The sequence below is a fragment of the Candidatus Pantoea soli genome (assembly GCF_007833795.1).
Classification (GTDB): Bacteria; Pseudomonadota; Gammaproteobacteria; order Enterobacterales; family Enterobacteriaceae; genus Pantoea; species Pantoea soli.
Genome location: NZ_CP032702.1, coordinates 2,466,516 through 2,486,386 on the forward strand (window position 1 = coordinate 2,466,516; position 19,871 = coordinate 2,486,386).

Sequence of the window (19,871 nt, forward strand, 5' to 3'; positions counted from 1 at the left end):
GCGCTGCCGGCTCAGTTGCCGCCGGTGCGGCGCTGCAGCTGGTCGCGCAGATTCGGCGGCGTGCCTTTAATCGTCAGCGTATCGGTAGCCGGATCCCAGAAAATCCGTTCCCCGAGCAGCATCGCATCAAAATTCAGCGTCAGTCCGCCACCGCTGCCGGCAAATTTGGTCAGCTGGCGCAGCGTACTGCGATCGGCCGGGAAGTGGTCTTCCAGTTCGTATCCCTGCTCCTGGGTAAACGCCTGAAAGGTCTTTTCACCCAGCGGCGGCAGTTCACTGGAGAGATCGTCCAGCGCAATCTCCTCTCCCGCCTGCAGCTGATCGTTACAGTAGGTGTAAACCTGCTGACGGTAAGTCTGCCGCTCCTGTTTATCCAGCCCTGACTCCGCGCAGTAGTCATCCACCGCCTGCAGCAGGCCGCGGTTTTGCGCTTTGGTATCCAGACCGACGCTGGCACCGAGGAAATCCATGAAGAAATCAGCCACCTTGCGCCCTACGCGTCCGCGCAGAAAGGTCAGATAGCGGGTGGATTCCGGATTGGTTTCCCATTCGGTCAGATCGATACGCGCCACGATATCGGCGTGATTGATGTCCAGATACTGCGTGCTGCTGATATCCAGCTGCTCGTTCACGCGCATGCTCGCCTGACTGTTCAGAACGGCCACCAGCAGATACTCCACCGCCAGATAGCGATAGTGCAGGAACAGCACCACGCCGCCTTCGGCAAACGGGTATTTACTCAGTTCATCGCGCAGGCGACCGGTCGCCGCCCGGCTGAACGCCAGAAAGTCATCCTGTCCTTTACGGCAGTTGCGCAGCGCGTCTGCCAGTTCGCTGTCGGCATTAAACAGGCCATAGGCTTTGTTTTTTGCGCTGTAAACCCGGTGCAGCTCTTCCGCCATCGCTTCCACCGCCTGGGTGGCGGGCAGCAGGGTATCGCGCAGCACCAGCTCCAGCTGGTTTTCATCACGTTTGACTAACTGATGCAGGGCAATCTGGTTGATATCCAGACTCATGATAGACTCTCCTTTTGGCTCAGGCGCGTATTCAAACACCGCCCGCAGCCGCTTTCAACTGCGCGCACAAACTGATCGTTCTGCTTGCGATAAAAGTGCGGAAAAACGTGCTTTGTTACGGTACTATACCGCCTTTTCACACTTGATTAGTCGACGATATGCCACAATCATCCCGTTACAGCGACGCCCGCGTTGAACAGCTTCTTGCGCAGCTGGCGCAGGTTCTCGAAAAAGACAAAGCGCCCACCGATCTTTCCCTGATGGTACTGGGGAACATGGTGACCAATTTGATTAATACGGACGTCGCGCCGGCCCAGCGCCGCAGCCTGGCCCGCTCCTTTGCGGAAGCCCTGCAGTCTTCCGTGCGCGATGACAATGCCCATTAATTTGCAGATCTGACGTCATAAATATGGTAACCAACCGGCAGCGCTACCGTGAAAAAGTCTCCCAGATGATTAGCTGGGGGCACTGGTTTGCCCTGTTTAATATTCTGTTTGCGCTGATTTTAGGCAGCCGCTACCTGTTGGTCGCCGACTGGCCCGCCTCACTTGCGGGCCGCATTTATGCGTACACCAGCTGGATTGGCCATTTCAGCTTTATTGTCTTCGCCGCTTATCTGCTGATCATCTTCCCGCTGACGTTTGTCGCTATGTCACAACGCCTGCTCCGCGTGCTGTCCGCCATTGTGGCCACCGCCGGGCTGACGCTGATCATGGTTGACAGCGCGGTGTTCAACCGCTTCCATCTGCACCTCAACCCGGTGGTGTGGGAGCTGGTAATCAACCCGGATCAGAGCGAGATGGCGCGCGACTGGCAGCTGATGTTTATCAGCGTGCCGGTGATCTTCCTGGTGGAGATGCTGTTCGCCACCTGGAGCTGGCAGAAGCTGCGCAGCCTCAACCGCCGTTCATTCGGCAAGCCGCTGGCCGCGCTGTTTATCAGCGCCTTCTTTGCCAGCCATCTGCTGTATATCTGGGCCGATGCTAACTTCTATCGCCCGATTACCATGCAGCGCGCCAATCTGCCGCTCTCCTATCCGATGACGGCGCGCCGCTTTCTGGAGCGTCACGGCCTGCTGGATGCGCAGGAGTATCAGCGCCGCCTGGTGCAGCAGGGCGATCCGGAAGCGCTGTCAGTGCAGTATCCGCTCAGCGATATCACGTTCCGCGACGGCGGTTCGCGTCACAATCTGCTGGTGTTGACAGTCGATGGCCTGAACAACGCCACGGTGAGCAAAGCGCTGCCGTCACTCGATCAGTTTGCGCGCGATAACGTGCGCTTCACGCAGCATTACAGTGCCGGACTGCAGCCGGAAAAAGGCTTATTTGGCCTGTTCTATGGCATCTCCTCCAGCTATATGGATGGCGTGCTGGCGGCGCGCATGCCTTCGGCGCTGCTCAGCGCGCTGAACGCACAGGGTTATCAGTTCGGGCTGTTCTCCTCGGATGGCTTCAGTCAGCCGCTCTATCGTCAGGCATTGCTGGCCGACTACAGCCTGCCGGATGCCGATCCGCAGCCCAACAGCACTACCGTGAGCCAATGGCAGAACTGGCTGAACGGCCAGAAAAGCGACGGTGCACCGTGGTTCTCATGGATTGCGCTGAACGGCGTTGCGGCGAACGGCGACACGGTTAAAACGCGCCAGCGCAACTATCTGCGTCAGGCGGGCAGCGTGGATGAGCAGATTGCAGCAGTATTGCAGACGCTGCAGCAGCGCGATTTGCTGAAAAATACCGTGGTGGTGATCACCGCGCAGCGTGCGGTGACCTTTGACGCCAGTGATAATCCGGGCAACCGCGCAACGCTGCAGGTGCCGCTGGTGCTGCACTGGCCGGACACACCGGCGCAAACCATTGACCGGCTGACCGATCAGCAGGATGTGATGACCACGCTGATGCAGCGTCTGCTGCACGTGCGGACCAGTCCGGCCAGCTATTCGCAGGGGGAAGATCTGTTTGCTGCCCGGCGCAGCCATAACTGGGTTGCCAGCAGCGAAGAGGGCAAACTGGTGGTCACAACGCCAACCGTGACGCTGGTGCTGAATACCAACGGCAGCTATAACGCCTGGGACGCGCAGGGCCATCCGCTGAAAGATCATAAACCGCAGCTGGCGCTGCTGCTGCAGGTACTGACCGAAGAGAAGCGCTTTACGGCAAACTGATTAATTATGAGTCAGTTAACGCTGACACATCTTGCAATCGGCGACGGAACCAGTAGTATAAGCCTCCACGTTCGGCACGTAGCGCAGCCTGGTAGCGCACTGTCATGGGGTGTCAGGGGTCGGAGGTTCAAATCCTCTCGTGCCGACCAAATTACTCCAATAGGTCAAAGGGTTAATCGAAAGGTTAGCCCTTTTACTTTATGTACTTTTCTGCACATGTGCAATCCCCCACTGCACACACTCCCTATCCTCTTTCTGCCTTTTCCTTTCCATGACAGGACGTAATGTCGCTGTGCTCCATTACTACGCTGCTCCCAGGTGCGCTACGTGCCTTCTATTGACGCAGCAAGCTGCACGCTATGACGCCCTACACATTACGCAGTGTGTACGCTGAGAACTAACTGATTGATTGGGATAGTTATCCCCCTGTCTATCTAAGACAAGGGACAGGGAATAATTGTTGGTGAGACGGGAGCAAAGGGAAGCTGGCTGCTTTTCTGGAGAGGAAAGGCTTGGGGGCTATAAGGGGGGCTACCGGGGGTTTGCTGCTATACGAACTGCACCTCGAAAATTTCTAGCAAAAATTATGATGTTCTGAGGGGATGGATAAAGGGGTATACGAGGGGATGAACAGATGCCCCAGCAACAGGGCATCCAGTAGATAACGCACCAGTGTATGCGTAATAGAAGGCATACGGGGATGTATGGGGGCTATGTGAGGGAATGTCGGGGAAAGGGGCTAGAGGGGATAATGCACCTAAAATTTATCTCAGAAAAATAGCTGTATCAGAGGAACACATCAGAGGAAACATAGGAGATGTCAGAAGAATCCACCTCTTCTGAACAATAGTTGCATGTAAGCAGCTTAACGCCAGTATCAATCCTTTCTTCATTCCCCCAGCTATCCGTTACGTACTTCCACTTAGTATGAATATCCTTTGAATCCACTAGAGCAACAGAGCCACATGCGGGACATTTCCAGTTACGGTATTGCTCCATCACTGCCTTGTGCCTCTCAGGGCAAGCCTGTTCAATCGCTAAATCAATAGCCAGCTTTAGCATCCTTGCGTCAGTCCATATCCCGCTAACTGAGTCTACAGGAAAGCCGGAGATAACTATCCTGCGCCCTATCTGGTAGGTTCCTTGTCCCCGCTCAATAACTACGCCTCTGTATGAGAACTTACAGAATCCGTTTAGCGTAGAGAAATAAGGGGAAGGCTGTAGGCTATCTGCACGCTTCTGCTTGCTGTCAAAATGAGAAGCGTTGTGCTTTCTTTGGCGTGAAGCCAGATTGAAATTCTTATTCACATGCTCCCCCTACCTCTCAAGGCTTCTGCTTGAAGAAATCAATAGCAGCCTGAGTGCTGCGCATCATACCCCCTGATGTAGCCCGCTCTTTCATACGCTGTTTAAACTCTTCCTGAGCGTCAATAACACGCTGTTCTGATGCGTGCTGTTCTTGCATCTGTGGAGGAATCCACACGTTAGGAGCTACCTGAGAGCGAATCTGGCGCATATATTCCCCCTTCTCTTTGTCAGTGCGAAGCTTCATGGCAGAGCCGTTAGCACTATGTTGAGCAGCCTTCTGTCCCTCAATGTAACGCACTACAGCCGCCGCTGATTCTTCCGGGCTATAACCTTCTGCTACAAGCTGCTCAATCATCTGCTCGATGTTGTAACTGGAAGAAGTTTCAGGAGGAACAGGAGAAGTGGAAGGGAACAGAGCTGATGGTTCATTTTCGAAGAGCTGGGTCATATTTATTTTCCTTATTGTTGTACGTTGGCAGGCTTGGGAGAGCGGCGGTATTTGCTCCCTTTAATGTTGTTAGTCCAGCTGAACGGAGAGCGGAAACTATCTTCTAAGTGTTCTAGCCAATAGGCAGCCTGTCTTGCTTTATGTTCGTTAAACGCTTCGCGAGCTGCTTTAGAATATTTAGCCATATTATTGCCTCTTTGTTTTTATTGTTATTGGCGTAATGCTTACAGCGTTTTCATTTCTAAACGCTTGAGGGTTTTCTTTACTGAATCAATTGTCCACGGTGTTCCCCAGCGACTAAGCACACCACGGGTGTTTAACGCGTTAGCAAGTGCTGTATAGCCATAACCATATTCAATTAGCTCTTCAATCACTGGCTTCACTTTCTCATCGAAAATGGCTGTTTTGTTCTTGCGGATTTCTTCGTACATAAGACCCTTCCTTTATATTTAAATAGAAATAGAAGTGATAACACCGTTAGCCACGGTGAAGGTCACTGTTTTAGAGTCACTCTGCCCAGCTGTACGAGCTGTGGTAGTAGTGACGGTGCAGGTAACTGTACCTGAGTTGGATACAGCCCCCACAGTTGCCGGGAGACGGATGTTACTCACTGCGTTAGACGCCACAGTGTAAGTGCCTGTGCCTACAGCCGCCCCAGCTGAGTTTTGAACAGGAGAGGTGCCAGAGCTTGTTACTACCGCCTGACTTGAATTGAGCATTACAGGAGCCGGGATAGCCCCGGAATTAACCTTAGCGTAATAGGCAGCCATAGCCTCAAATGCTGATTTCTTATTCGTCCCACCAATCAAACGGTAATATGCTGCGGCTGCATCAGCCCATGCCCTGTGGTTCTTGCCCGTCTTTGAATTAAAAAACTTCTGACTCTCTGGATGATAGCTTTTATTCATTGAACACCTTTTTATAATTGTTATAGATGGCCATGCATCATTAGATGGCCAATGAGGATGATTAATTTAATTGAGAACGACACTAGCAGTAATGCCATCCATAGCGGGATCTTCCTATTCCACATACTTCTCTATTTGATACATCCATTCTTGAGAAGTAACCTTCTCAGGTATAATAAACACGCTTCCCGGTAACTCCTGCTTAAGTGTTAAATATTCATCAATTAATTCATAAGGCTCATAAGGAAACTCAGCATCCAGTGCAGAATAAGCAGCCTTTGAATCAATTGAAGGGATGCCCGCTTTAATACGCTCCAGCATTCGCCCTGAATGCTCTGTGATACGCTGGAGATAATCGTTGATTGCTCCTAACTCTCCCGCTTTAGCCAGAGCGCATATAACTCTCCTATCCCCCTCCGTGAATTCAACCGGGCATAGAATGGCTTTAGACAAGCAAACAGAGCGCTCATAACCCATGCTGTCTTGTTCAAACTGAAAGGCAGAAGAATCATTCAGGTTAATAGTTCCTCGCTCTTGATGCATCTCAATGCGTTTAATCAGAGATTCAGCAGACTCAAGAATTTGCTTGACCTGCTCCCCGTTGATTAATACACCGTGATGTTAGTAATGTCTTCATAAGTCACATGAGGACGTCCCCATGAAGAAGCGATTTTCCGACGAACAGATCATCAGTATTCTCCGCGAGGCAGAAGCCGGGGTTTCGGCCCGGGAACTCTGCCGCAAGCATGCTATTTCAGACGCCACCTTCTACACCTGGCGCAAGAAGTTTGGCGGCATGGAAGTCCCCGAAGTGAAGCGGCTCAAGTCGCTTGAAGAGGAGAATGCCCGCCTCAAGAAGCTGCTCGCTGAAGCCATGCTGGATAAGGAGGCGCTTCAGGTGGCTCTGGGCCGAAAGTTCTGACGACAGACCAGAAGCGGGAAGCCGTGGAAGTCATGTGTGAGGCCGCAGGTCTGTCGCAACGTCGTGCCTGCAGGCTGGCAGGCTTGCCCCTGTCGACCTGCCGTTATTCGGCTCAGCGTCCGGCTGCTGACGCGTTGCTGTCCCTACGCATTACAGAGCTGGCACTTGAACGCCGCCGCTTTGGCTACCGGCGCATCTGGCAGTTACTGCGCCGGGAAGGCCTTCACGTCAACCACAAGCGGGTATACCGCATCTATCATCTCAACGGCCTGGGTGTAAAGCGCAGGCGACGCCGCAAGGGGCTGGCGACTGAGCGGCTTCCGCTTCTTCGTCCGGATGCGCCGAACCTGACATGGTCAATGGATTTTGTCATGGATGCTCTTGCCAGCGGCCGCCGGGTTAAGTGTCTGACCTGCGTGGATGATTTCACGAAGGAGTGTCTGACGATCACCACGGCATTCGGGATTACAGGCGTTCAGGTGACACGCATTCTGGACAGCATTGCGCTGTTTCGTGGCTATCCTGCAACGATAAGAACTGATCAGGGTCCGGAGTTTACCTGCCGTGCGCTGGATCAATGGGCCTTTGAACATGGTGTTGAGTTGCGCTTAATCCAGCCAGGCAAGCCAACGCAGAACGGATTTATTGAGAGCTTCAATGGCCGCTTCCGGGATGAATGTCTGAATGAACACTGGTTCAGCGATATTCTTCATGCCCGGGAAATCATTAATGACTGGCGGCAGGATTATAACGAGTGTCGACCACATTCATCTCTGGATTACCAGACGCCAGCTGAATTTGCAGCAGGCTGGCGAGACGGGAAATATGAAGAAAAACCAACCGACATTACTAACTGAAGGTTGTATCTAATCCTGGGGGCAGGTCATGCTGGCAATAGCGTTTGCCGGGAGCCTTTTCCCCTTTAATGAGTCGACGCTTACTAAGCGCCCCTTGAATTCCTTTAGTAGATAGTTGCTCGCTTCTCATCACTAACGCTAGCTGTTTAACAGGGATGCGGGTGTTACCCGTACTAGCTGTACTTGCTGAATAAACTAAATCATCCAGTGCATCTACCATGTTGCTGGCTCCTGTATCCTCACTGTAATGCACATTAGAGAAGAAAGAGGCATAAGGGTTAGATACCTGCTTAGGCTTAGGCCCAGTCTTGGGCTTGCCTAATAGCGAGGTAGTATTTAAAGATCTCCCAAACATATCCTCTAAGGTATCTATTACTTTCTCGCTAATGTCATAATCAGCAGGAAGGGTATCCAGTGAATCATTCAGAATCTCCCCTGTTGACTTATCAATAGCAACCATCATGCCGTCAATTTCAATCCATTCAATTTTCATTATAATTTTTATCCTTGATAGAGAGTTTAATAGCGAGGTAGGTATTAAAGGCTAATAGCGAAGTAGTCATTAAGCGCTATGTAATCAGGCATAGATAACTGTCATGGGCATTTCCTGCGGAGCCTGCCCATGTGGGGAAAGTCAAAAGAATGCCTACGGCGTTACGCAGAGAACTCTATTCGGCTAGATAGCTAGCCTCATATTCGTTCAAACATCAAAGGCTCTCTGTAGGAGCTAAGTGAAGCCGCTTCCGGCTGAGCTAGCTTCCTGCGTGCTGTTAAGCCTGCACGGCTAGTGCGTTCTGTTTGTTTGCTTCTGATAACAGAACAACAAATCATTCCTCTATACCTATAAAAGAGTCCTTTTTTGGACTGTTTGTGACAAATTATCTTCATAAAGGCCTTATAAAAATAATGCCCCTATATTAATATATCAGTACCATAACCGGCTTTTTGTGACAAAAATAAATCACCTCATTTAACAAATCATTGATTGAAAAGGAATTAAATTTTTCAGCCTTTCTGAGTAACTTGAGAAATGAGCACGCACGAAGTGAGGAAAAGCCAGCAGGTAAAGGGAGGAGGAACAGCATTGATGATAGCATTTTACTGTTACTGGTTAGGCTGATATCAAACAACAGCTATACATGCCATTTAAATGCCCCTAGAACACACCAGGAGAAGAGATGATGCAAAAGAGAGGGGAATGTATTGGGAGATAATAGAAGCGCGGAGAATGACCCCTGTTAAGGAATTTAAAATACGTTACGATATGAGAGGGAGACGCTAGGAATCTTGCTCCACCTTCACGTATTTCAGGTTTGTCTCGTAAACCACACGGGGAGCATTCTCCCCCCTCATTTCTTGCTCACAATTTCGCTAAGTGTTCTATATCCCTGCCATGAACTAGCAATTGAATTATCCATGGTAGATATATGCCGCATAAACTCTGCCATTTCCGCATCAAACTCTTCAGCAGTTTGAATTCCTTTAAGTGTTATTTCTTCCTTGTGATTAAAATCTATATTTTTAGCGCTATCCCCATGCCTTGTAATAAATATAGCCATGCAGAAATAAGCCATCTCTGCCAGCAAGAGAACTTCCGCATATGAATTTGGCACATCCGCATCAAAATACCACTTTTTTAAATCAGCAGGAGCGTTAATTTTACCGCCACCATTAATCTTTAATTCTTCTCTAAAACCGTGAGCCAAAATCTTATTACGAAAATCTCTTATCCCACCCCACTTATGCAGCCTTGTCAGAGCTGGCTCACAGATTTTACGAGTTAACACTACTTCTGGATTAGTGGCACATAAAGCACTTAGCCTTGCCCACTCCTCCTGAAAGGAATATAAATCAATAAGCATCTTACTTTGGAGTAAAAACTTCACGTCATCATCATTGATATATCTCTTAAAGGTTTTAAGAGCAGGTTCAAAAGTATTCTTTAAAGCTGACAACACAAAAACTGATTCTTGAATAGGAGTTAACATGGCGCGTTCTCTTTGTTTTGATAACGCACCATATTAATCTAACTACAAAAATACATCAAATTCACCCCATTAAATCCGCCACACTGCTTGCCTTAATGTGGCTGTATCTGGCTAACATGCTGATGCTCTTATGACCTGAGATGCATTGCAGCTGTATGGTGTTAAGCCCTTTCTCAGCGTATCTGGTGATAGCTGTATGCCTCAGTGAATGGAAGCACACCCCATACACATGGCTTTCTCTCGCTGCCCTTCTAAATGCCTGTGTAACAGCGTAGGGAGTGAGAATAAACAGCCTGCTATTAGCCTGCCTTCCTTCACATAATTCACGTAACAGCGTTAACGCATTAGAAGAAAGAGGAACATCACGCCCTTCCCCGTTCTTTGTCTGTTCGTCAGACAGATGGATAACACGCTTCTTGAAATCCACCATTGAGGGAGTGATTGCTAACAGCTCATTTCTACGCATAGCTGTCTCCCATGCAAGCATGATGATAGCTTTAGCCTTCTCGCTTACGCGTTCCAATATCATCTTGTATTCATGTTCTTCTACTATCTTGCTTCTAGGCTTGCCAGCATTGGGGAGCTTCACAGGCTTCACCACATCACTACAGGCTACGCCTTTCTCACTGTTAGCCCACCTAAGAACACGAGACAATAGCTGTAGCTCTAGCCTCACTGTAGAGCCTGCTACTTGCTTGCTACGCTTAAGCTTATACGCTGCTACATCCTCGCTTGTCAGGCTCTCTAAGGGCTTGCCATCAAGCATACGAACAAGCGTATTCAGCCTGTAGCTGGTGGCTTCGTAGCCCCCTCTGCGTTTGCCATCCTTCATCATCACCTCTTCCAGATAGGCTGTGGTGAAATGAGAAAGAGAAGGCGTTTCCTTCTTTAGTTCACGCTCAAGCTGTGAAGCCCATTGTTCTACCTCTTCTCTGGTAGAACGTGTAGCCGTCTTAGTTGGGTGTCCCTTCACTCTCACTTGAGCGTTCCACTTACCAGAAGGGAGCTGTCTTACTGTAGCCATGTGCAATATTTCCTGTGTGCATCATGACCTATCTTATTGAGTAAGCTAACTATTCCATGCCTTTACAGGTCATGGGGTGTCAGGGGTCGGAGGTTCAAATCCTCTCGTGCCGACCAAATTATCCCGAAAAAGCAGCCTGTTACGGCTGCTTTTTTATTGGCCTCACGGTGCCATCTTCAGCCCGTCGTGCCACTCTGTGGCGACACGATCAAGATTTTTTTCCTGCGTAATAAATTCACCGTTCTGCTGCGCAATCTGTTCACCTCTCTCCGTAATCGCATTCTGAATAAACAGGTTTGACTGCGCGCCATTAACGAAGGTGAGCTGATGAAAAGCGGTTTTGTCACCCCAGTCATGCGAAGGGCTGGAAATGTAGCGAATGGTATAGGTTTGATCCTGCGTGTGGCCCTGCATCACATAGAGCCCATAATGGTTTTCGCCCTGCGACAGGATTTTATACACGCCGTTACGGTAGTAGTAGATCACCGCATCCGGAAACGGCTTCTCTTCATAGAGTTTGCGATAGTGCAGTTTATGCACGAACACCAGTTCGCCCGGCACGGCCTCAACGTTGCCCTGCGCATTGAGAAAACTGAGATCGGCCGCCTGGGCACCTCCCAGCCCGATACAGGCCAGTAATACCACGCCACTCATCTTTTGCATTGTGCGATTCTCCATTGATTATCCGCATAAAAAATAGTGAAGATGCGAAACAATCAACAGTATAAACAGATCCAGATGAAACGCAGATGTCAGCGTCACGGCGACGCAGCCTCGCCCCGCCACGCTGCGCTTTGGCCCGGGCGGACTGGCAAAAGTGTGGCACCTTCTCCAGTAATCCCTTACCGGTTCAGTCACTTACCGGACGCAACCAAAGCGGAGCGCGATCACATTTTTACTGTTTTATGACAGCAATTCATCTGACTGAAACAAAACTGTCACAGAGTTCCCCTACCCTGAAGCTCCCTTTTTCATGCGATGGGAAACCACAATGGTCATCAAAGCTAAAAATCTGCAGGATGCCGAAGAGCTTCTGCACTCGGGTATCAGTAAAGTGGAACTGGCCTATGACATCGGCAGCGACGACTTCTTTCGCCTGGCCACCCACTGGTGCGATCGCGGTGCGCGTATCACCAAAGGCCACCGGCATTTTGTTGTCCAGATGAAAAGCTTCGCCATCCCGCCTAATCACTGATCGCGGCTAAGCCGCTCTGGCTTGCTCTGCCCACGGCTGACTGGTAAAACACCCTTTTCTGTCAGCCGTGTTCATCTATGTTTACCCACGAAACTGCCCTGCCCGTCCCTGAGGGCGGCTTGATTACTGCCGCGGCCATGAGTACGGCCTCGCTGCCCGCCCTGGCCTGGTGCGCCTTTGATGCGGCGGCCTGGCAGGCTGAGCTGCATCAGCGCTGGCAACTGCCGCTGCCCGCCGGCTTACAGCACGCGGCGGTGCGCCGTAAAGCGGAATACCTGGCCAGCCGCTGGCTGGTGCAGCAGCAGCTGGCAACGCTGGGACACGCCGGGTTTGTGCTGGGTAATGCGCCGGATCGTTCGCCGTGCTGGCCCGCCGGGCTGCAGGCGTCGCTGTCGCACAGCCACGGCTGCGCCGTAATGGCGGCCACCTCTGCACCGCTGTGTGTGGGGATCGATGTGGAACACATCATGTGCGACGCCACCGTACAGGAAACCGCAGAGCTGCTGATGCAGCCGGCAGAACGTGCGCTGCTGGCGGCGCTGCCGCTGCCTTTCGCGCAGGCCGCTACGCTGCTGTTTTCACTGAAGGAGAGCCTGTACAAAGCGCTGTGGCCGCAGCTGCACCAGCCGATGGATTTTCATCAGGCGACGCTGACGGCGGTGGATCCAGGACGTCAGTGTGCCAGCCTGCGCCTGACGCAGCGTTTCAGCCCCGACTTTACCCCACACACGCCGCTGCAGGCGCGCTTCTGGCTGTCACCGCAGCGGGTGATCACCCTGCTGACGCACCCTTTACCGCAGCCATAAAAAACCGGCGCGGAAAAGGCCCGGGCCGGTGACAACACAGACGACAGAAATGTTCCGCCAGTGCAGAGCGACGGCTCTCTGCGGACTGACAGCTTATCGCTGCGCCCGCAGTCTGCCCAATAAGGGATCCTGCTAAGCTTTGCCGCGCGGCGTTAATGGCCGGTGTCGGTGCGCTGCACCGCATCCAGCGTCGCCAGCTCGCGCTCGCGGCCGGTCAGTTCAGCTAAGCGCCCGTCGCGCATCTCCAGCAGGCGGTCTGCATGAGCAAAGTAGTGATCGTCATGGCTGATGGCGACAATAGTTTTGCCGGAGGCCTGTAACCACGGCAGCAGCTCCCGATAGAAGATGCGGCGGAAGTGCGGGTCCTGATCGGCGGCCCACTCATCCAGCAGCAGGATGTCGCGCTCTTCAGCGGCGGCCAGCAGCAGCGCCAGACGCTTGCTCTGCCCTTTTGACAGCTGCAGATTCAGCACCCGGTTCCCCTCCAGCTTCAGCTTATCCTGCATCTTCAGCTGCGCCAGCCACTGCTGCACCAGCGCCGGATTGGCCGGTTCACCGCCCTGCCGAATCAGGCGGTCAAACAGATGTACGTCAGTGAATACCGCCGAGAAATGTTTACGCCAGCGATCCACATCGTGCCATTCAATCACTTCACCATCCACCAGCAGGCTGCCCGCGTGTGGCTGATACAGCCCGGTCAGCAGCATGGCAAGTGTGGATTTACCGCTGCCGTTACCGCCAATCAAAAACACCAGCTCGCCGCGGCGCAGCGTCAGGTTAATCGGCCCGACGGCAAAGCCGTTATCACCATAATGGAAACAGACCTCGCGCAGCTCCAGCGTTTGCCAGTTGCGCTCCGGCGTCTGCGCCGGAAATGCGGGCTGATAGGGGGCAAGGTCAAACGCGTGGATTTTACGAAAGGCCACCTGCGCACTCAGCAGCGTGGGCAACGCGCCGACGGCCGCCAGCAGCGGCGCACGCAGAAACAGCAGCGTCAGCGAATAGGTGGCCGCTACGGCCGTATTGGCCCAGCCGAGCCCGTTGGCCATATAAAACACCATGCCGATGGCACCCAGCATCATAATGTTTGACCAGTTAACCGCGCTGAGATGGAAGGTATCGGCGCGTACAATGTGGCGGCGGTAGTCGGTGGCATGCTGCTGGTAAACGCTGTCATAGATAAGCTGTGCGCGTTCGCGATTGAGCTGCAGCTCTTTGCGCCCTTCAATCACCGTCTGGAAATCCCGGTGCAGCTCATCTTCAATGTCACGCAGCGTGGCCAGGTGGCGATACACGCGCGATACCAGCAGCCAGCCGCCGGTCAGCGTGACCGCCAGCCACAGCGTCGTCACCGCCAGCATCTGCGGCGAAAGCCACGCGAGGTAAAGCGCGGCGCCCAGCGTAATAATGATGCCCTGAATCAGTTCCGGCAGGCGCACAAAGGCAATGGTGATGGCACGCACGTCGCTGGTCAGCGCCGCCAGCAGCTGCGCGCTGCCGATTTGCTCAATGCGTTCCACGCGCGTATCCAGCAGGCGGCGGATAAACTCTCCGCGCAGTCGCCAGACAAAATGATGGCCCAGCTGCGTGAGCGCCAGCTGCGATCCCAGCGTTACCGCCATCAGCAGCAGCAACTGTCCGAGAAACATCGGCAGGATGGCCGCCGAAGTGCTGACAGCCTCAATCAGCGTGGTATTGATATAGGCAATCAGGCCGATGCCGAGCGCCGCGCTGAGCAGTGTCAGCAGCATGACGCCAGTAAACGGCCAGCGATACTGGCGGAAAACCACCTGCAGCAATGTCATTAAACTTATCCCGTATCAATCAGCAGCCTGCAGTTTAATGGCGCAACTGATGAAGGCAAGAATAATTCTCATTTGTTTTTGCTTACCGGGCGCGGCGGAAGGTCAGGTTGAAGCGAAAGGCGCCCGTCTGCGGATGCATCCCCGGACGCAGCGGTAAAATGCCATGATAGCGCAGGCGCGACGGGCCGCCCCAGACCACGATATCGCCGTGCTCCAGTAGTACGCGCTGTGTCGCATCGCCGCGTTCAAACCCGCCAAACTGAAACACCGCCGGTAAACCCAGCGAGACTGACACAATCGGCTGGCGCAGATCCTTCTCATCTTTATCCTGATGCAGCGTCAGCTTAGCCCCCGGCTCGTAGCGGTTAATCAGGCAGGCATCGGGATCGAAATCGCTGAAGCCCGCCTCACGGGCAGTCTGCTGTGCCAGCGTACGAAACAGCGACGGCATCGGCGGCCATTTCGTACCCATGCTCTCATCCTGTTCCGTATACTGGTAGCCGCGCGAATCCGCAGACCAGCCGAGATTGCCGCAGTTGGTCATGGCGACCGACATGCGATGGCCGCCCGGCGTGATGCGATGTCCAAACGGATTTTGCGCGGCAATCGCGCCGATTTCGGCCAGCAGCGCTTCGGCATCATCGCGGGCGCGGCGGCGCAGGATCACCGCCCCTTCCGCCAGCGGCTCCTGCCACGGCGCCTCTTCTCCAAATAAATCCAGCATGCACGCCTCCTCAGACTAGTGCTGATCGATTAAAAACGTTTTGAACTGCGGTGACATCCAGTGGCTGAATCCGTTGCCCTCCCGGGTGATCAGATAGACCGCCAGATGCGCTTTCAGCGCCAGCGCTTTGGCCCGTTCCGGCCCCAGCACCATCAGACCGGTATCCCAGCCATCCGCCTCCAGCGCCGTGGTGGCAATCACCGTCGCTGAGACCAGGTTATGGGTAATCGGCCGGCCGGTGGCGGGATCGATCACATGGGAAATCCGCTTGCCATCCAGTTCATAATAGTTGCGATAACTGCCGGAGGTACTGATGCCGTGTCCCTGCAGATTCACACGCGCTTCCGCCACGTTTTCACGATCGGTCGGTTTCTGAATCGCTACGCGCCACGGCTGCTGACCATTTTCGCCGCGGCTCAGTACCGCGCCGCCCACTGAGACCAGATACTGCGTGATGCCCTGCTGTTCCATCAGGCGCGCCAGGTGATCGGTGGCGTAGCCTTCGCCCATTGTCGAGAGATCAACATACAGGCCGGGCAGGTCCTTTTGCAGCCACTGCCCTTCTGCGCCCTGAATAACGCGCAGGTGCTGCAGCCCGGTCAGCGCCCTGGCCGCCGCGATCTCTGCGTCAGAAGGCGTATGCGCCGGCTGCTTCGTCGGGCCAAAGCCCCACAAATTCACCAGCGGCCCGACGGTAATGTCCATGGCTCCGCCGGTTTTCTGGCCGATGCGCAGCGCCATCGTGACGATATCTGCCATATCCGCGCTGACCGGCTGCGGGGCGCTGCCCTGATACTGATTAAAGCGGGACAGCACAGAATCGGCTTTCCAGGTAGACAGCGTCTGGTCATCGCGATCCAGCTGCTGCTGTATTTTCTGCTGCAGATCGGCCTTACGTTGCGGATCGACGCCGGCCAGACTCACGCGCCAGACGGTGCCCATGGTTTTGCCTTCCAGCACCAGCGGCGGTGGCGCATCGTTGGGTTCGCACCCGCTAAGCATCAGCGCCAGCACACCTGTCAGCAGAATATTCTTAAAAAACATCTTATCCTCGTTTGTTACGCATCACTACAGCTGATTACAAAGCATAAACAGCCTGTAAATTTGCCTAAAGCAGCTTGAAGTTCATTTTTGGCTGACGCAGCATGGTCGTCCCTGCACCCGATTCCCAGGAGGAGCGACGGATGATTTATCTGATTATTGCGGTAACCGCCGGACTGTTTGTTTATGGCAGCTATCGCAGCTGGCACAACCATCGCCATCGCCTGATTCAGCACTACCCTTCGCGCCGGCGTTAAGCGCCTGCACCATTAGCAGGCAGCCTGCACCGCTTTCGCACTGGCGCAGTGTAACAAACCGTCACCGGATGGCGTGACGCTGAGAGCGGTGAGTGGCATGAATTCTGCATCGTTGATGTCAGGTTGAACATCAATGAGGTGCAGATGATGAGTAAAGTAAAAACACAAAGTGACAGGTGGCAGCGCTGGCTGAGTTTTTCCGCTTTCACCCTGGCAGGCGTGGCGCTGGAAGGCAGTGCGCCGCCTGCCGTGGCTGCGCAGCCGCCTGCACCGAAAGCCAGACGCTGGCGCACGGTACAATAAACTAAAGCCCTGATGCACTGAGGCCCGGATGATCGTCCGGGCGACGCCCCGCCGGCCAGTGAAACAGCCGGTCCGCCGCCGCAATCGGCAGATCGTTAATACAGGCGAAGCGCTGCACCATCAGGCCATCAGCGCCAGACTGCCAGTTTTCGTTGCCATCACTGCGGAACCCGTTGCCGCTGTCATCATGCCACTCACAGGCGAAACGTACCGCCAGCTTGTCGTGGTGCCAGGCCCATCACTCCCTGCTTAACCGGTATTCGTGCTCCCTGGCCCACTTGCGCTGTAAAAATGCCACCACCGCTTCCCGACCCTGAATAAATTCGCTGCGATTCCGCCAGCGCGTGTCTTCGCTGTACGCCTGCGACACGCGGTGCGGGTCGCAACTGTTCCATGCATCCTCAGCCTGACGGGTTTTCTGTTGTGCACTCTGGTGATCAAACGGGGGGATCAGCATCATTCATCTCCTTAGCAGGTAGACAACTCTGTCTACATGTTGCAGGCAGACAGCGTTGTCTACAGCCTGGAGAGGAAATTTTTATGCTGAATCCGTTAACGCCTGATGCCAGCGCCCCGGCACGCGATCGTATACTGCTGACGGCGCAGCAGCTGTTTTATCGTCAGGGCATCCGCGCCACCGGCGTGGACAAAGTAATTGCCGAAGCGGGCGTCACCAAAGTGACCTTTTACCGCCATTTCCCGGCGAAGAACGCCCTGGTCGTGGCGTTTTTGCAGCAGCGTCACGACCGCTGGATAGCCGCCTTTCGCGCCGCGCTGGCGCAGCACGACAGCCTTATTGATGCGCTGCCGGCAACGCTGCTGAGCTGGTTTCGCGAGGAGGATTTTCGCGGCTGTGCTTTTATTAATACGGCCGCCGAGCCGGGAGAGAGTCTGGCAGAAGCCAGCGCGCTGATTCGTCAGCATAAACAGGCCATGGCGGCGGCTATCGCAGAAAAACTGCCGGCCGGTGAACAGGCGTTGCTGATGCCATGCGTGCTACTGGTGGAAGGGGCGATAGTGCAGGTGCAGATCGGTGAGGCGGCAGAGGCCGTGACGCAGGCGCTGCGTGCTGCGCTGATGCGGCTGCTGCAACGCAGAGCGTGACCCGCAGGCCACGCTCCAGGCATCAGAACTGGTAAACCAGGCCCAGTGCCACGATGTCGTCGGTGTTGATACCGGTCGCATCGGTGAAGTTGTTGTCGTCCAGCAGGTTGATCTGGTAATCAACGTAGGTCGACATATTTTTATTAAAGTAGTAGGTGGCGCCCACATCAATGTATTTTTTCAGGTTCTGGTTGCCGTAACCTTCGATATCGCTGCCGCGTGAAGAAACAAAGGCCAGAGACGGACGCAGACCGAAGTCGAACTGATACTGTGCCACCAGCTCCCAGTTATCCGCTTTGTTGGCGTAACCGTAGGTAGCCGAGTCGACGGAACCAAAACGGGTCGCGTTGTAAGAGCGGGTGTACATGGCTGCCAGGTAAACGTTGTTCGCGTCATATTTCAGACCGCCGGTATACGCTTCCGCTTTGTCGCCACGGCCCAGAATGCGGGCGTCGCCACCGTTCTGGTTGTTGGTACGATCGGACTGGAACATCGCAGCACCCAGACCAAAGCCAGAACCGAGATCGTAAGTGGTGCTCAGACCCCAGCCGTCGCCGTTCTCACCCAGCACATCGCGGCCGGAAGAGGATTCCGTTGGATTGTCGTTTTTGCCCTGATACTGCACGGCAAAGTTCCAGCCATCAACCAGACCAAAGAAGTTGTTGTTACGGTAGGTCGCCATACCGTTACCGCGCTGGAACATGAAGTTATCTGCGCCGTAGGTGTCACCGCCGAACTCCGGCAGAACGTCAGTCCAGGCACCGATGTCATACAGCACGCCGTAGTTGCGGCCGTAATCGAATGAGCCTGCGTTACCAAATTTCAGACCGGCAAAGCCCACGCGGGTGTAGCTGTCAGCCGTACCCTGAGATTCAGCGGTGTTCAGGGCAGCCTGGTATTCCCACTGACCGTAACCGGTGAGCTGATCGGTCACCTGAGTTTCACCTTTAAAACCAAAGCGCAGGTAAGACTGGTCACCGTCCTGGTCATCGTTGTCGGAGAAATAGTGTAAGCCGTCAACTTTGCCGTAAAGGTCTAATTTGTTGCCATCTTTATTATAGATTTCTGCTGCGCTTGCTGAGCCTGCTACCAGCAGTGCAGGGATCATCAGGGAGAGAACGCGACGTTTCATTTTATTACCCTCGGTAATGTGCCTTTATTTATGCCACTGCGAACTGAATGCTTAAAAATTCAGCCGGCAAGCCATTGTTATTTTATAGAGGGCAATAATCTATCACGAAAATGATACTAAATTTCCAAAAGTGTTTCATTTTATTTAATAGTTATTTCTGGATGTAAATTCCGCGGAACTAATAATCAGCACTAATTCTCAAAAAATACCGCACTAATTGATAAACCGAATTTATAACCTTTAATATCAATCACCTGAATTATCAAAACCTGCCGCACTGAATGACAAAACCCGATGCCTTTCAGCGCATACAATTACCCCCGCTATCATCATTTATTTCATTATTACCTTCATTCACCCCGAATGAGATATTTACCCTAATTCCCGCCGGACATGATTGTCCGGCATTTTTTTGCCTGCGATTTCCCTCTTCTTTGTCAAAGTAAGTAAACTTTTTTACCTGCCTTAAAATAACTGATGATAAAACCGCCTGGTTCCGCGGCTTTATACGGAGATTATGACCGGCCCATCGCTAAACCGGCACAAGTTATTTCCCGTGCGCAACAAAGTTTACCGCTTAAATATCCGGCGTGGTTACGCGGCGATGTATTCTCTTTTACTGCCGTTGATTCAGCCAGTTAACCCTCCTGCCCAGCCGCTATTCGCGCCAGTATTAACGCAAATTACCCCACGATTATGCTGCGGCTGACGTACAGGGCCGGCTGCACTTTGCCAGGAAAGTTCTGGAAAAAATTCCGGTCGGGTAAAAGATCGGTAATATGCTGCTCCCGGGTCACGCTTCTGGTTTACCGGCCCCCTCATTTCGCGGTGTGATACCCGCTTTGATGCTAAACTTCGTCGCTTGAATGACT

22 protein-coding genes, 1 tRNA gene and 1 pseudogene are annotated in these 19,871 nt (G+C 53.3%); 8 read left to right on the plus strand and 16 right to left on the minus strand.

Going from position 1 to position 19,871, the window contains the following annotated elements; all coding sequences use genetic code 11:
- Positions 1-11: 11 nt before the first annotated feature.
- Positions 12-1,016, minus strand: coding sequence for a nucleoid-associated protein YejK (gene yejK, locus D8B20_RS11465; protein ID WP_145888999.1), 1,005 nt, complete (start codon positions 1,014-1,016; stop codon positions 12-14).
- A gap of 158 nt (positions 1,017-1,174) precedes the next feature.
- Between yejK and D8B20_RS11470 the strand changes: the two genes are divergently transcribed.
- The 3 genes from D8B20_RS11470 (at position 1,175) to D8B20_RS11480 (ending at position 3,326) form a co-directional block, all read left to right on the plus strand.
- Positions 1,175-1,402 carry a YejL family protein gene (locus D8B20_RS11470; protein WP_145889000.1) on the plus strand — a complete coding sequence of 76 codons (228 nt, stop codon included), beginning with the start codon at positions 1,175-1,177 and terminating at the stop codon, positions 1,400-1,402.
- Between the two features lie 23 nt (positions 1,403-1,425).
- On the plus strand, positions 1,426-3,177 hold the full coding sequence (yejM, locus tag D8B20_RS11475) for an LPS biosynthesis-modulating metalloenzyme YejM (RefSeq protein WP_145889001.1): 1,752 nt from the start codon (positions 1,426-1,428) through the stop codon (positions 3,175-3,177).
- A gap of 72 nt (positions 3,178-3,249) precedes the next feature.
- Positions 3,250-3,326, plus strand: a tRNA-Pro gene (locus D8B20_RS11480).
- A 637-nt stretch (positions 3,327-3,963) separates the two neighbouring features.
- Here the strand turns inward: D8B20_RS11480 and D8B20_RS11485 are convergent.
- From D8B20_RS11485 to D8B20_RS11505, 6 genes are all read right to left on the minus strand, one after another.
- Entirely contained in the window at positions 3,964-4,485 is a 522-nt protein-coding gene (locus D8B20_RS11485) for a hypothetical protein (RefSeq protein ID WP_145889002.1), read from the minus strand.
- 16 nt (positions 4,486-4,501) lie between these two features.
- Positions 4,502-4,933: a hypothetical protein gene (locus tag D8B20_RS11490; RefSeq protein WP_145889003.1), complete on the minus strand. Its 432-nt coding sequence runs from the start codon at positions 4,931-4,933 to the stop codon at positions 4,502-4,504.
- 11 nt (positions 4,934-4,944) lie between these two features.
- Positions 4,945-5,118, minus strand: coding sequence for a hypothetical protein (locus D8B20_RS21630; protein ID WP_186454367.1), 174 nt, complete (start codon positions 5,116-5,118; stop codon positions 4,945-4,947).
- Positions 5,119-5,157: 39 nt separating this feature from the next.
- Positions 5,158-5,364: a recombinase family protein gene (locus tag D8B20_RS11495; protein ID WP_145889004.1), complete on the minus strand. Its 207-nt coding sequence runs from the start codon at positions 5,362-5,364 to the stop codon at positions 5,158-5,160.
- Between the two features lie 18 nt (positions 5,365-5,382).
- Positions 5,383-5,841 carry a hypothetical protein gene (locus D8B20_RS11500; RefSeq protein ID WP_145889005.1) on the minus strand — a complete coding sequence of 153 codons (459 nt, stop codon included), beginning with the start codon at positions 5,839-5,841 and terminating at the stop codon, positions 5,383-5,385.
- A gap of 114 nt (positions 5,842-5,955) precedes the next feature.
- Complete coding sequence (locus D8B20_RS11505; protein ID WP_145889006.1) at positions 5,956-6,384, minus strand: hypothetical protein; 429 nt, start codon at positions 6,382-6,384, stop codon at positions 5,956-5,958.
- 115 nt (positions 6,385-6,499) lie between these two features.
- On the opposite strand from D8B20_RS11505, the gene D8B20_RS11510 reads away from it, so the two are divergent.
- A protein-coding gene (locus tag D8B20_RS11510; protein ID WP_145886803.1) for an IS3 family transposase occupies positions 6,500-7,620 on the plus strand; the annotation gives its coding sequence in 2 pieces (ribosomal slippage) (positions 6,500-6,758 and positions 6,758-7,620; 1,122 coding nt in all).
- Here the strand turns inward: D8B20_RS11510 and D8B20_RS11515 are convergent.
- From D8B20_RS11515 to D8B20_RS11530, 4 genes are all read right to left on the minus strand, one after another.
- The gene (locus D8B20_RS11515) at positions 7,613-8,113 is read right to left on the minus strand and encodes a hypothetical protein (protein ID WP_145889007.1); all 501 of its coding nucleotides are present in this window, start codon (positions 8,111-8,113) and stop codon (positions 7,613-7,615) included. The genes D8B20_RS11510 and D8B20_RS11515 overlap by 8 nt on opposite strands.
- 856 nt (positions 8,114-8,969) lie before the next feature.
- Complete coding sequence (locus D8B20_RS11520) at positions 8,970-9,608, minus strand: hypothetical protein (protein ID WP_145889008.1); 639 nt, start codon at positions 9,606-9,608, stop codon at positions 8,970-8,972.
- Positions 9,609-9,669: 61 nt separating this feature from the next.
- Positions 9,670-10,632, minus strand: coding sequence for a tyrosine-type recombinase/integrase (locus tag D8B20_RS11525; protein WP_145889009.1), 963 nt, complete (start codon positions 10,630-10,632; stop codon positions 9,670-9,672).
- 162 nt (positions 10,633-10,794) lie between these two features.
- The gene (locus D8B20_RS11530) at positions 10,795-11,295 is read right to left on the minus strand and encodes a hypothetical protein (protein ID WP_222433863.1); all 501 of its coding nucleotides are present in this window, start codon (positions 11,293-11,295) and stop codon (positions 10,795-10,797) included.
- Between the two features lie 328 nt (positions 11,296-11,623).
- Between D8B20_RS11530 and D8B20_RS11535 the strand changes: the two genes are divergently transcribed.
- Together D8B20_RS11535 and D8B20_RS11540 are read left to right on the plus strand one after the other, a co-directional pair.
- A complete protein-coding gene (locus D8B20_RS11535) occupies positions 11,624-11,827 on the plus strand; it encodes a hypothetical protein (protein ID WP_145889010.1) in 204 nt (67 codons plus the stop codon).
- Between the two features lie 119 nt (positions 11,828-11,946).
- On the plus strand, positions 11,947-12,633 hold the full coding sequence (locus tag D8B20_RS11540; RefSeq protein ID WP_315901024.1) for a 4'-phosphopantetheinyl transferase family protein: 687 nt from the start codon (positions 11,947-11,949) through the stop codon (positions 12,631-12,633).
- A gap of 152 nt (positions 12,634-12,785) precedes the next feature.
- Here D8B20_RS11540 and D8B20_RS11545 read toward each other — a convergent pair whose 3' ends face one another.
- The 3 genes from D8B20_RS11545 to apbE form a co-directional block, all read right to left on the minus strand.
- Positions 12,786-14,438 carry a multidrug ABC transporter permease/ATP-binding protein gene (locus D8B20_RS11545; protein WP_145889012.1) on the minus strand — a complete coding sequence of 551 codons (1,653 nt, stop codon included), beginning with the start codon at positions 14,436-14,438 and terminating at the stop codon, positions 12,786-12,788.
- An 82-nt stretch (positions 14,439-14,520) separates the two neighbouring features.
- Positions 14,521-15,162: a DNA oxidative demethylase AlkB gene (gene alkB, locus D8B20_RS11550; RefSeq protein ID WP_145889013.1), complete on the minus strand. Its 642-nt coding sequence runs from the start codon at positions 15,160-15,162 to the stop codon at positions 14,521-14,523.
- Between the two features lie 15 nt (positions 15,163-15,177).
- Positions 15,178-16,206: an FAD:protein FMN transferase ApbE gene (gene apbE / locus D8B20_RS11555; RefSeq protein WP_145889014.1), complete on the minus strand. Its 1,029-nt coding sequence runs from the start codon at positions 16,204-16,206 to the stop codon at positions 15,178-15,180.
- A 398-nt stretch (positions 16,207-16,604) separates the two neighbouring features.
- On the opposite strand from apbE, the gene D8B20_RS21635 reads away from it, so the two are divergent.
- Positions 16,605-16,763, plus strand: coding sequence for a hypothetical protein (locus D8B20_RS21635; protein WP_186454442.1), 159 nt, complete (start codon positions 16,605-16,607; stop codon positions 16,761-16,763).
- A gap of 1 nt (position 16,764) precedes the next feature.
- Here the strand turns inward: D8B20_RS21635 and D8B20_RS11560 are convergent.
- Positions 16,765-17,220, minus strand: a pseudogene (locus tag D8B20_RS11560) (nuclear transport factor 2 family protein).
- Positions 17,221-17,303: 83 nt separating this feature from the next.
- Between D8B20_RS11560 and D8B20_RS11565 the strand changes: the two are divergent.
- Positions 17,304-17,867, plus strand: coding sequence for a TetR/AcrR family transcriptional regulator (locus tag D8B20_RS11565; protein WP_145889015.1), 564 nt, complete (start codon positions 17,304-17,306; stop codon positions 17,865-17,867).
- A gap of 22 nt (positions 17,868-17,889) precedes the next feature.
- Here D8B20_RS11565 and ompC read toward each other — a convergent pair whose 3' ends face one another.
- The gene (ompC, locus tag D8B20_RS11570) at positions 17,890-18,999 is read right to left on the minus strand and encodes a porin OmpC (RefSeq protein WP_145889016.1); all 1,110 of its coding nucleotides are present in this window, start codon (positions 18,997-18,999) and stop codon (positions 17,890-17,892) included.
- Positions 19,000-19,871: the final 872 nt, after the last annotated feature.